Raw genomic sequence first — 12176 nt, 5'->3', positions numbered from 1 at the left:
CCGGGGCGCCGGACGACCGGGTGCAGTGCGGGTGCCCGCACCGCGGGCGGTGGAGCCGGTCAGAACCGGGAGACCGCACCGGTGCCGTCGGCGATCTCGATGGCCACGGGCTCCTCGTCCCCGGCGTTGCCGTCGTGGACGATGAACACCGCGGCGGGCTCTCCCTCCGGGAAGGCGCGGATCGTGACCGACCCCGAGGTCGCGGCGTTGAGCACCTCCATGGCCTGGCGGGTGGCCGCGCGCAGCACCGCCGTGGGCAGGGGCCTGCCGCGCTCGTCCAGGATGTCCACCAGCACGCCCCGGGCCCGCGCCGCCCGCGTGACCTCGAGCAGGTAGGGGGTGGCGATCGACCGGCCCCGGATGGAGTCCCGCAGCTGCGCCTCGGTGAGGCGGAACTGTTCGATCTCGTACTCGGAGACGGGGGAGGGGTCGTGCGCGATCCGCTCGAGCAGCCCGCCCGCGAGGCGGCGCACCTCGTGCACGCGCTGCACGGAGGCGTTGACCGTGTCCTGCTCCGCCTCGTCGTGGGAGCGCGCCGAGATCACCATGTCCCGGGCCTCGGCGAACGCGGCGGAGGCCCGGTCGTACTCCCGGGCGATGAGCTGGCTCGCGAGCAGCAGGGCCGCCGCCGCGGCGTTCGTCAGCGCCGCGTCCCAGAGGCCCAGGGCGGAGCGGGCGCCCCACGTCATGGACACGGCGACCGCGATGACGAGCGTGGCCCAGCCCCACCCCGCGCGGCGCCGGATGCCCAGGACCACGAGGAAGCCGTCGAAGCCCAGGGTGAACCACTGCCCGCCGAACAGCTCCGCCTGGGGGTTCAGGGCGTCGTAGGAGCGCTGGATCGACACCAGCATGAGGAGCACGCCCAGGGCCGCGGGCAGATCGGGCAGCCGGCGCTGCCGGTACGGGTAGACGACCAGCGCCACCGCGACCACGTAGGTCACGAGCGCGGCCTGCATGAGGTCCGGCTTGTCCATGCTGGGCGTCTGCAGGATCCCGAGCACCACGGGGATCAGGAAGAACACCGTGGCGGCGACCAGGCTCAGGGGATGGAAGAGGGTGCGGGAGATCACGGCTGCGCGTCCCGGGGCCAGAGGATCGTGACGCGGGTGCCGCGTCCCGGTGCGCTGTCGACGTCCACCGCGCCGCCCACGTGGCGCACGTTGCCCAGGATGGACACGCGCACCCCGAGCCGCCGGGAGTCGATGCTGCGGACCTGGAAGCCGCGGCCGCGGTCCACCACCTGGAAGCGAAGGAAGAAGCCCTCGGGGTTGAGGGGGGTGGGCGGGCACACGCCGCCGTCCATGGTCACGAAGGTGACCTCGGTGCCGGCGTGGCGGGCGCTGTTGGAGACCGCCTCGGTGACCGCCTGCACGAGCGCCTGCGCCGTCTCCACGGGGATGAGCGGGCGCGGCTGGCCGGGGGGCCTGATGTAGGGGGTGATGCTGTTGAAGCGCACCCGGTTGCGCCACGGGGACAGGGACTCGAGGAGGTCGTCGAGCAAGGTGTGCACCATGGTGGTGCCCTTGCCCTCGGCGCGGCGCTCCTCGAAGGCGAGGACCTCGAGGGCCCGCTGGGCCAGCTCCCGGGTGCGCCGCTGGACGGGGCCCGGGGCCCGTCCGGCGTCCAGCAGGGCGGCCATGACGTTGTCGTGGATGAGGCGGTCCAGCCGCTCCTGCTCCTCGGCCTGCGAGCGCGAGCGGTTCAGCTGCAGCTCCTGCGCGATCGCGGCCGCGTACACCTGGTCCGCGTTCTGCCCGCCCTTGTAGACCAGGCTGATCAGCACCACGAGGACCACGCCGAACGCGATCCGGCTCGTGGCGTCGAACAGCACGCCCATCACGTCCGCCGACTCCGTGGTGCGCACCATGACCAGGACGTAGAAGACCGTGACGGACGCCAGGTACGCGACTGCCAGCTCGATGCTCCACGCGACCACGGTGGCGGCGGCCGCGAGCAGGATGAACGGCTCCACCCACGGGTCCTGCGGCGGAGCGGCGCCCGTCCAGGCGAGCGGGAGGGTCAGGACGGTGAGGGCCACGAGCACCGGGGCCGCGAGCACCGGCCACATCCGCACCTGCCGCCTGGCGCCCTGGAGGAGCATCGCGCCGCCGTTGACCAGGAGGGCCAGCAGGAACACCAGGTGCCACCGTTCGAAGGCGCGCAGCTGGTCCTCGACGATGGTGAGGGCCTCCAGGAACAGCGCGACGACGACCAGCCCGTGGCAGATGTTCGCGAGCAGGTGGATGCGGTAGGAGTTCATCCCCAGCTCCTGCGGCGAGGTCGGCACCAGGAGGCTGCTGCGGCGCCGCCGGGCGGGGACCTTCCGGTAGGCGAGCGGGGGCCGGTGCGCGGCGTGGCTCACGGAGCGGCGGCCCTCACCGGGGCGTGGGGCGGATCACAGATGCTTCTCCGCCGTGGTGATGTCCGCCGTGGGCTCGACCAGGCCGTCCTCGATCGCCCGGATGCGCAGGTCGATCTTGGTGGGCGCCGGGCGTCCGACGCGCGCGTACTTCTCCCGGATGCGGTCGATGTTGGTCTTGACGGCGCTCTGCTTGATGCCCATCCGGCGTGCGACCTGGACCTGGGCGAAGCCGGAGGCGTAGAGCCGCAGGGTCTCCTGCTCCCGCGGGGAGAGGCTGGCCCGGGAGAACTCCACGTCCCCGTCGATCGCGGCGGCGAGCTCCTTGGTGATCACGGGCTTGCCCTCGGCGATGTTGCGGGCCTCCTCGATCGCGTGCTCGAGCGGGTCCGACTTGCGCACCAGGCCCAGCGCGCCGGCCCGCAGCGCCTCGCGGATCAGCGCGGCGTTCTCGCCGATGCTGAAGATGAGCACCTTCATGCCGGCGGCGCGCAGCAGCTCCACGTTGGTGGCGGGTCGGGACATGTCGTCGAGGGACAGGTCCAGGAGCACGACCTCGCACTCGATCCGCTTGGCGCCCTGGGCGGTGAGGGCGGGGTTCTCGGGGTCCCGGCCCAGCTGGTCGAGGAGTCCGGGGACGCTGGAGGCCGATCCGACGAGCTTCACGTCCGCCTGCGAGGTCATGGAGACGAGGCGGACGCCCTCCCGGACGACCTCGTGGTCATCGACGACGGCGACAAGGGTGGACGGCATGGGTGTTTCCTCCGGGTGCTGCTCGGTGGGCCGGTCCGCAGATTTCCGCGTGGGGGTGACGGATCTCACCGAGGTGCTCCGATTGTCCCCCCTTTGGTGGTCGGATGCGAACCCGACACGGTGCCGGGACGCAAAGTTACCGGGCCCGGTCCTCCGGTCCGTCCCCCCAGCGATCGACCCTGCGGTGGTAGCGGACGCCCCACAGCCCGCCGAGCACCGCCGCGAGCAGGTCGACGGCGAGCACGGCGAGGACCGCGAGCAGGCCCGGGACCAGCAGGTCGCCGATCAGCGCCTGGGCCGAGACGCCCACGGGCGCCAGGCCGACGGTGTCGGCCCACACCAGTCCCGCGACGGTGGCCACGGAGCGGCCGAACAGGGACCACAGCCACACGGACACGCCCTGCCGTGCCCCGGAGAACCGCGCCATCCGGCCCGCGGCGTAGCCGCCGCCCAGGAACGCGATGAACTCGACCAGGCCGAGGGCGGCCGCTCCCGTCCAGGCCGCCGCGGACCCGGCGGCGAGGTCGTCCACCACGCCGCCGACCCCGTCCACGAGGCGCAGCCCCAGCGCGGCCGCGGTCAGGCCCGCCAGGGCCAGGAGCAGCCAGGACAGGGCCATGGCGCTGAGCCAGCCGAAGAAGCCGGGCACCAGCTGGAGGCCCCCGAACTCCTCCCGCTGCCGGGCGAGACGGGTCGCGGCGTCGACCGGGACGCCGGAGGACGGGTCGCCGGAGAACGGGCCGTCGGGTCCGGCGCCGTAGCCGGGCGCGGGGCCGTAGCCGGCCGCGGCGCCGGGGGCCCCGACCGCGGGCGTCGGGTCCGTGCGCGGCCGCGGGTCCTCCGGCACCGGGCGCTGGGCGGTCACCGCCGGCAGCGGCCGGGTGTGCTGGTCGTCCTCGTCGTCGTACCAGGACCAGTCCTCGGTCCCGCCGCTCCCGGCGCCCCCCTCGGGGGCGTCGTGCGGCGAGCCGCCGCCGGCCGGGGCGGCGAACCGGCTGACCGGGGGCAGCGGCCGGGTGGCGTCCGGGGAGTCGTGCGGACCGGTGTCCGACCAGGGCGTCGGGTCGTCGGGGGAGGGCGAGCCGGGGGTCGAGGAGGGCGTCATGGCACCGGAGTCTACGGCCGGTTCCCGGACCGGGCCCGGTGAGCCGTCCCGTCCTGCACGGGGTGTCGCCGTGGCCGGGCGGCCGGGTGCCGCCGCCGAGTAGGGTCGGGACCATGCCTGTCGACACCGTCCGCGAGTTCCTGCGTGCCCGCCCCTGGACCGCCAGCTACGACCCGGGCGTCCCCGCGGACCTGGACCTGCCGGAGACGTCCCTGGTGCACATGCTCGAGCGCTCCGTCGCCCGCCACGGTGCGAGCACCGCGCTCGAGTTCTTCGGGGCCACGACCTCCTACGCCGCCCTGGGCCGGCAGGTCGACCGCGCGGCCGAGGGCCTGCGCCGGCTGGGCGTGGGCCGCGGCGACCGGGTCGCGATCGTCCTGCCCAACTGCCCGCAGCACGTCGTGGCGTTCTACGCGGTGCTGCGCCTGGGGGCCGTCGTCGTCGAGCACAACCCGCTCTACACGGCCCCGGAGCTGCGCCACCAGTTCGAGGACCACGGGGCGCGCGTGGCGATCGTCTGGGACCGGGCGGCCGAGCGGGTGCGCTCCCTGCCCGCGGACCTGCGGGTCGACGCGGTCGTGTCCGTGGACATCACCGCCGCGATGCCGCGGGCGAAGCGGCTGGCCCTGCGCCTGCCGCTGCCGGGCGCACGCGCCTCCCGCGCGCAGCTCACCGGCCCCGCCCCGGGCACGATCCCCTGGCGGGAGCTGCTGGCCTCCGCCCCGATCGCCGCGGAGCACCCGCGGCCCGCCGCGCACGACCTCGCGCTGCTGCAGTACACCTCCGGCACCACCGGGCTGCCCAAGGGGGCGATGCTCTCGCACCGCAACCTCGAGTCCAACGCCCTCATGGGCCGGCACTGGCTCGGCTCCGGCGAGCGCGAGGTGGTGCACGGCGTGCTGCCGCTCTTCCACGCCTTCGGCCTGACCCTGGGCGTGACGTTCGCGATGTCCCTCGGCGCGCGGCTCGTGCTCTTCCCGACCGTGCGCGCGGACCTGATCCTCGGGGCGATGAAGCGCGCCCGCCCCACGGTGCTGCCCGCGGTGCCGCCGGTGTACCAGAAGCTCCTCGACGCCGCACCGGAGCAGGGCGTGGACCTGCGCGGCATCCCGGTGGCCGTCTCCGGGGCCATGAGCCTGCCGGTCCCGCTCGTGGAGCAGTGGGAGCGGGCCACCGGGGGGATCCTGATCGAGGGCTACGGACTGACCGAGTGCTCCCCGCTGGTGGCCTGCAACCCGCTCAACGACTCCCGCCGGGCGGGCTCCATCGGGATCCCGTTCCCGTCCACCGACATCCGGCTCGTCGACCCGGACACCCTCGAGGACGTCCCCCCGGAACACCCCGGGGAGCTCTGGGTGCGGGGCCCGCAGGTCTTCCAGGGGTACTGGAAGCGCCCCGACGAGACCGCCCGGACGCTCACGGACGACGGGTGGCTGCGCACCGGCGACATCGTCACCGTCGACGAGGACGGGTTCCTGCAGGTGGTCGACCGGCTCAAGGAGGTCGTGATCACCGGAGGGTTCAACGTGGCCCCCAGCGAGGTCGAGGACACGCTGCGCCGGCACCGCGCCGTGGCGGACGCCGCGGTGGTGGGGCTCGCCGACCCCAGCGGCAGCGAGGTGGTCGTCGCCGCCGTGACCCTCGTGCCGGGCGCCGAGCTCGACGAGGCGGCCCTGCGCGAGCACTGCTGGGCGGGCCTGGCCCGCTACAAGGTCCCCCGGCGGATCGTGGCCGTGGAGGAGCTCCCGCGCACGATGCTCGGCAAGATCCAGCGCCGGGAGGTCCGCGAGCAGCTGCGGCGCACGGGCGTGCGGCTCTGAGCCCGGGCGCTCAGGGCAGGTCCGCCTCCGGGGCGACGTCCCGGTAGGGGACCCGCCGGATCGACCGGATCCGGCCCAGCTCGCCCCACTCGTCGCGCCCGAGCCGCGCGATCGGGCGCAGCGTCCGCACGACCGGGCCCCGCTCGTCCATGTCCTCCTCGTCCACGACCACGTGCGTGACCTCGCCGAGGACCAGGAAGCAGTTGCCCACGGGGATGGGGTCCGTGTGCAGCCGGCACTCGATGGCGGCGGGGGACTCGGCCACGCGGGGGACGGCCACGGTGAGCGAGGGCTCACGGGTCAGGCCCACGGCGTCGAACTCGCTGATCTCGGGAGGGTAGTCGGTGCTGGTCGCGTTGATCCGCTCGAACAGCCCCTCAGGCGCGAAGCTGACCACGAACTCCCCGGTCTGCCGGATGTTGCGGAGGCTGTCCTTCTCGCCGACCGAGACGAACTGGACGATCGTGGGGTTCTCCGAGGCGACCGTGAAGAACGAGTGCGGGGCCAGGTTGTCGACGCCTGCGGCCGAGCGGGAGCTGACCCACGCGATGGGGCGGGGGACCACGAGGGACTTGACGGCCCGGGCGAAGGAGCCGTGCCGGTCGGCGGTGATGTCGGTGCGCATGGGCCCATTGCACCACCTCGACGGGCCGGGGGCACAGGGCGCGGCCCCGGGGTGCACGGCGGCAGCGGAGTCGATTAGAGGTCACCGATGTCCTAATGGAGCATTTTGGGTGTACTCTGTGGATCAATACGACGGGTGGCGGTCGACGACGACCCCTCCGACCGAGCGGAAGGGCCAGGTGCCACGATGGAGATCCGGCAGCTCAACTACTTCATCGCCGTGGCCGAGGAGCGCCACTTCGGCCGCGCCGCCAAGCGCCTGCACATGGCCCAGCCGCCGCTGTCCCAGCAGATCCGCCAGCTCGAGGAGCAGCTCGGCGTGCGGCTGCTGGACCGGACCACCCGGCGGGTGGACCTCACCGCCGCCGGCCAGGTGCTCCTGGACCGGGGGCGGCGGATCATCAACGAGATCGAGGCCCTCAAGGCCGACGTCTACCAGGTGGGGCAGGGGGCCACAGGCGTGCTGCGGGTCGGCTTCTCCGGCTCGGCCACCTACGGGGTGATGCCGCGGGTCGTGCGCTGGGCGAAGGAGACGATGCCCGGGCTGTCCCTGGCGCTGCACGGCGAGATGCTGACCCCCGCCATGGAGGAGGGGCTGCGGGAGCACACCCTCGACGCCGCCCTCCTGCGCCCGCCCGTGGCCTCTGCGGACGTCGAGTACCGGGTGGTCGCCCGCGAGCCGCTCGTGGTGGCGCTGCCCTCCTTCAGCGCCCTCGCCGTGGACCTGCCCGTGGCCGTGCACGAGCTGCAGGACCAGGAGTTCATCACCTACCCGCCCGACTCCGTGCTCTACCGCACCGCCGCGGACCTCTGCCGCCAGGCCGGCTTCCAGCCCCGGATCGCCCAGGTGGCGGGGGAGACGTCCACGCTGCTGTCCTTCGTGGCCGCCGGCGGCGGGGTGGCCGTGGTGCCCGCCGGGGTGCGCGCCTTCCAGCTCGAGGGCGTCGTCTACCGCGACATCGAGCACTCGCCGCAGATCGAGCTCGCCGTCGCGTGGCGGCGCGAGGACCGCTCCGCGCTCCTGCACAACTTCATCGACCTCGTCGTCGACGTCCAGGCCGCCCCCGGGTCCCCCGGCGGCACGCCCGTCCCGCCCGCCCAGGAAAGGCCCGCCCGCCCATGAAGATCGCGACCGTCGAGGCGATCCCCTACTCGATCCCCTACGTCCACCCGCTGCACTTCGCCTCGGGCGCCGTCCACGAGGCGGACCACGTGCTGGTGCGGATCACCACCGACGACGGGATCGTGGGCACCGCCGACACCCCGCCGCGGCCCTACACCTACGGCGAGACCCAGAAGTCCATCGTGGCCGTCGTCGAGGACCTCTTCGCCCCGCAGCTGGTGGGCCTGGACGTCCTCGACCGCGAGAAGGTCCAGGCCGTGCTGGCCCGCACCGTCCACAACCAGACCGCCAAGGGCGCCGTGGACATCGCCCTGTGGGACGTCATCGGCCAGTTCCTCGGGCAGCCGGTGACCAGACTGCTGGGCGGGTTCACCGACTCCATGCGGGTCTCCCACATGCTGGGCTTCAAGCCGGCCCAGGAGCTGCTGGACCTCGCCCTTCAGTTCCGCGAGACCTACGGCATCACCACGTTCAAGCTCAAGACCGGCCGGCACCCGATCGGCCTCGACGTCGAGGCCGCGGCCGTGCTGCGCGAGGGCCTGGGCGAGGACGCCGAGCTCTACATGGACGCCAACCGCGGCTGGTCCGCCAACGAGGCCATGGAGGTGCTGCGCCGCACGGCCGACCTGGGCCTGCAGTTCCTCGAGGAGCCCGACGACGCCCGCGAGGTGCTCGGCCGCCGCCGCCTGGTGGAGCGCTCGACGATCCCCATCGCCGCCGACGAGTCCGCCCCGAACCTGGGGGAGGCCGCCAAGGAGATCCTCACCGGCGGCGCGAACCTGCTGGCGGTGAAGACCGCCCGCTCCGGCTTCACCGAGGCCGCGAAGATCGTGGGCATGGCCGAGGGCATGGGGGTGGACGTCTACGTGGGCAACCAGATCGACACCCAGGTCGGCACGATCGCCTCCGTGGTCTTCGGCGCGGCCCTGGCCCACACCTCGAAGCGGGCCGGGGAGCTGTCCAACTTCCTGGACATGTCCGATGACCTCCTCGCCGAGCCCGTGGTCATCGCCGACGGCCGGATCCGCGTGCCGGACGTGCCCGGGGTGGGCACCGCCGTGGACGAGGACAAGCTCACCCGCTACCGCACCGACCGGTAGACCCGGCCCGGGAACCCAGCACGAGATCTCAGCCCGAGAACCCATCCCGACGGAAGGACGCACCGTGAAGTACCTGGTCCACATGGACATCGACCTCCCCACCGACATGCCCGCCGAGGAGGCCGCGGAGATCAAGGCCACCGAGAAGGCCTACTCGCAGGAGCTGCAGCGCTCCGGGAAGTGGCCCGAAATCTGGCGCGTGGTGGGCGAGTACGCCAACTACTCGGTCTTCGACGTCGACTCCCACGACGAGCTCCACGACATCCTGCAGAACCTGCCGCTGTTCCCCTACATGGACATCACCGTGGTGCCCCTGGCCAAGCACCCCTCCGACGTGAAGTAGCACCGGCCCGCCCCGCGAGGTGGCGGACGACGGCGACCCGGCCACCGGCCGTCGCCGTCGTCCGCCACCTCGCGATCGTCCCGGGACGGTCAGTCGGAGGTGCGGTAGCGGGCGGCGAGCTCGCTGCGGGAGCGGATCCCCAGCTTCCCGTAGATGCGCGTCAGGTGGTACTGGACGGTCTTCTCCGCGAGGAACAGGGCCCGCGCGGTCTCCTTGTTGGTGGCCCCACCCGAGACCAGCTCCGCCACCGCCTGCTCCTGGGCGGTGAGCTGCACGGCGGTGCGGCCCACGGCCGCGAGCACCGGGTCGGAGGGGTCCGGAAGGTTCCCGACGTCGAGACCGGTCGCCTTCAGCTCGCGGTCGCAGCGCTCCACATACGTGGCGGCGCCCAGCGAGTCATAGAGGTCCCGCGCGGTCCGCAGCACGGTGGACGCCAGGCGCCGCTTGCCCGCACGGCGCATGCTCTGCCCGAAGGCGAAGCTGATCCGGGCGCGCAGGTACGGGCGGTTGAGCCCGCGCAGGTGGCCCAGGGCCGCCTCGAAGTGCTCCCGCGCCGTGTCCGGGTCCCCCTGCGCGGCGAGGATCCGGCCCCGGGCCCAGGAGATGCGGGCGTCGTCGGAGGGGATCCGCCGCTCGCGGCGCACGCGCTCGAACGTGGTGAGGAACGCGTCCGCGTCCTCGAGCCGGTCGGTCATCACGAGGGCGTTGACGTAGGTGTCCTGCCACGGCCAGAAGGAGACCCGCTCGTCGGTCCACGGGTCGAGGTCCGTCAGCGGCTGCAACACCCCCAGCGCGCTCTCGTAGTCGGCGCGGGCCTCGTGGAAGCGGGCCCGCGCGAGACTGGCCGGGACCTGCATGGCCCGGTAGGTGCCCGGCTGCACGGCGGCCTGGGAGACGTAGTGGCGGGCCCGGTCCCAGTCCCCGCGCATCGACCACAGCTCCGCGGCGGTCCAGTACAGGAGCGGGCGGATGAGCGGCATCTGCGAGGTCTCGAGGCGCACCGAGGCGCGGGAGACGGTGGCCGCCGCGGCGTCCCAGTCGCCCAGCACCAGCTGGGTGCGGGCCAGCCAGGCCTCCGCCCACAGGGAGATCCGCAGGGACCCGCCCCGGTACTCGGTGGGGGCGGCCGCCTGGAAGTTGACGAGCGCCGTCTCGACGTCGTCGGCGCGCAGCGCGAGCCACCCGGCGCCCATCTGGACGCGCTGCTTCTGGGCGTTCTCCGCCGCGTGCTCGAAGGCGCGCTCGTAGGAGGCCTCGGCCTCCCGCAGCCGCCCCTGGGCGAAGAGGCCCAGGCCGTAGATCGCCTCGGACTCGATGTGGGCGGGGGTGCCGGGGGCGGTGAGGGACATCGCGGTCTCCGCCCACCGGGTGATGACGGGTCCGTCCCAGGAGGCCACGCCGTGCAGCACGAAGCGCTGGGCGATCTGCGCGGCGGCCGCGGGGTCCCGCTGCCGGTTGCTCGTGCGCCAGGCCATCTCGAGCTGGGTCTGCGCGCTGCGGTTCTGCCCGGACACCGTGGAGAGGTAGCCGAGCACCGACGAGCGCAGCGGGGAGGACGGCATGGCGTCCACGGCGGCCGCCCACATGCCGGCCTGGGCGATGTCGCCCGAGCCGACCAGGGCGTCCACGGCCCGGAGCAGACGGTCGTTGCGGGCGCGCGCGTCCGCGGAGAGCCGGGACGCCGAGAACAGCGCCGTGGCGACGTCCTGCCAGGCGCCGACCATCGCCTGCCGCGCGGCGAAGGCCTCGAGCTCCACGGCCAGCGGCTCGTCGGGCCCCGGGGTGGCCGAGACGCGGTGGCCGAGCCGCTCGCCCTCCTCCTGCACCACGGTCGCGGACCGCCGGTGCAGCGCGATCCGCCGGCTCGGCACGATCAGCCCGTAGACGGCCTCCGCGGCCCCCGGCTCGAAGAACTGCACGACCGAGCGGGCCTGGTCCACGGAGAGGTCCAGCAGCCCGGCGCGGTGGCCCTCGTCGAGGGCGTCCATCAGGGCGTCCACCCCGCTGACGTGGGCCACCTCGGACAGGCCCGCGCTGCGTCCCAGCACGGAGACGGCCTCGGCCGTGCGGATCAGGTCGGGCGAGGCCCCGGTGAGGACGCTGTGCACGCGGGCGCGCACCCGGGAGCTCGCCGGCAGGTCCGCGAACCAGGAGTGCCAGGTGTCCTCGGGCAGCTCGCGCAGCAGCTCGAGCACCTGCTGGGGGAGCCCGCCGGTGTGCCGGACGAGCCGGTGCGCGGCGGTCGCGCCGAGGTCGAGGCCGAAGAACTGCCGGGCCGCGGCCCGGACCTCCTCCGCCCCGAGGGGCTCGAGGGGGAGGCGCTGGACCTGGTGGCCGGTGAGGAAGTCCAGCACCCCCGCCGGGACGTGCCACGCCTGCGCCGGGTCGAGGGTCAGCACGAACATGACCCGCTTGCCGTGCATCCGGCGCATCACGAACACCAGGATCCGCAGGGTCTGCTCGTCCAGCCGGTGGGCGTCGTCGACGGTGACCACCACGCTGCCGCGGGTCTGCAGGCTCTCGAGGTGGGTGCTCAGGGTGGCGGCGTAGTTCACGGCCTGCGCGGGGCTCAGCTCCGCGACCGGGGCCGAGGGCGGCGCGGGCTCGCCGTCGAAGCCCCGGGAGGAGCGCAGGGGCGTGGCGAGCATGAGCTGGCTGTACCCGGCCAGGGCGAGCTGGGACTCCCACTCGTCGCCGGTGGCGCTGAGCACGCGGACGCCGCGCGCGGCGGAGCGGCAGTGGTCGAGGAACAGCTCGAGCAGGGCCGTCTTGCCCGAGCCCAGCGGGCCCTCGAGCACCACGGTGCGGACGTGGCCCTTGCGCACGGTCCGCAGGACCTCGAGGAGCTCCTCGAGCGCGGCCGCCCGCCCGACCAGCGGGAGCTCCTCGCCGGGTTCTCCGTGCTGCAGGCCCGCCGTCATGGCCGCGAGTCTACCCGTGGAGGGG

The 12176-nt window shown here is 73.9% G+C and carries 10 protein-coding genes; 4 read left to right on the top strand and 6 right to left on the bottom strand.

Features of this window, described 5'->3' with window-relative positions:
- Positions 1 to 59 precede the first annotated feature (59 nt).
- The 4 genes from RF640_RS07945 to RF640_RS07930 all read right to left on the bottom strand — a co-directional run bounded on the left by RF640_RS07945 (position 60) and on the right by RF640_RS07930 (position 4220).
- The gene (locus RF640_RS07945) at positions 60 to 1073 is read right to left on the bottom strand and encodes a hypothetical protein (RefSeq protein ID WP_017832667.1); all 1014 of its coding nucleotides are present in this window, start codon (positions 1071 to 1073) and stop codon (positions 60 to 62) included.
- Complete coding sequence (locus tag RF640_RS07940) at positions 1070 to 2365, bottom strand: sensor histidine kinase (RefSeq protein ID WP_017832666.1); 1296 nt, start codon at positions 2363 to 2365, stop codon at positions 1070 to 1072. The genes RF640_RS07945 and RF640_RS07940 overlap by 4 nt, the downstream gene beginning before the upstream one ends.
- A gap of 33 nt (positions 2366 to 2398) precedes the next feature.
- Entirely contained in the window at positions 2399 to 3115 is a 717-nt protein-coding gene (locus RF640_RS07935) for a response regulator transcription factor (RefSeq protein WP_017832665.1), read from the bottom strand.
- Positions 3116 to 3251: 136 nt separating this feature from the next.
- A complete protein-coding gene (locus tag RF640_RS07930) occupies positions 3252 to 4220 on the bottom strand; it encodes a hypothetical protein (protein ID WP_109221701.1) in 969 nt (322 codons plus the stop codon).
- A gap of 113 nt (positions 4221 to 4333) precedes the next feature.
- Between RF640_RS07930 and RF640_RS07925 the strand changes: the two genes are divergently transcribed.
- The gene (locus RF640_RS07925; RefSeq protein WP_368827386.1) at positions 4334 to 6040 is read left to right on the top strand and encodes a long-chain-fatty-acid--CoA ligase; all 1707 of its coding nucleotides are present in this window, start codon (positions 4334 to 4336) and stop codon (positions 6038 to 6040) included.
- Between the two features lie 10 nt (positions 6041 to 6050).
- Here RF640_RS07925 and RF640_RS07920 read toward each other — a convergent pair whose 3' ends face one another.
- Positions 6051 to 6665 (bottom strand): flavin reductase family protein, encoded by a 615-nt coding sequence (locus tag RF640_RS07920; RefSeq protein ID WP_017832662.1) that lies wholly within the window; start codon positions 6663 to 6665, stop codon positions 6051 to 6053.
- Positions 6666 to 6851: 186 nt separating this feature from the next.
- Here RF640_RS07920 and RF640_RS07915 point away from each other — a divergent pair, with 186 nt between their 5' ends.
- From RF640_RS07915 to catC, 3 genes are all read left to right on the top strand, one after another.
- Entirely contained in the window at positions 6852 to 7787 is a 936-nt protein-coding gene (locus RF640_RS07915; protein WP_035928196.1) for a LysR substrate-binding domain-containing protein, read from the top strand.
- Positions 7784 to 8887 carry a mandelate racemase/muconate lactonizing enzyme family protein gene (locus RF640_RS07910; RefSeq protein WP_017832660.1) on the top strand — a complete coding sequence of 368 codons (1104 nt, stop codon included), beginning with the start codon at positions 7784 to 7786 and terminating at the stop codon, positions 8885 to 8887. Before RF640_RS07915 ends, RF640_RS07910 begins: the two co-directional genes overlap by 4 nt.
- A gap of 64 nt (positions 8888 to 8951) precedes the next feature.
- On the top strand, positions 8952 to 9230 hold the full coding sequence (gene catC / locus RF640_RS07905; protein ID WP_017832659.1) for a muconolactone Delta-isomerase: 279 nt from the start codon (positions 8952 to 8954) through the stop codon (positions 9228 to 9230).
- A gap of 89 nt (positions 9231 to 9319) precedes the next feature.
- On the opposite strand, the gene RF640_RS07900 is transcribed toward catC, so the two are convergent.
- Positions 9320 to 12151, bottom strand: a complete 2832-nt coding sequence (locus RF640_RS07900; protein WP_368827383.1) for an AAA family ATPase — start codon at positions 12149 to 12151, stop codon at positions 9320 to 9322.
- Positions 12152 to 12176: the final 25 nt, after the last annotated feature.

The organism is Kocuria sp. CPCC 205231 (assembly GCF_040980965.1).
Classification (GTDB): Bacteria; Actinomycetota; Actinomycetes; order Actinomycetales; family Micrococcaceae; genus Kocuria; species Kocuria rosea.
The sequence above is the reverse complement of the archived record's forward strand: the minus strand, read 5'-3'. Positions and strand labels throughout refer to the sequence as shown.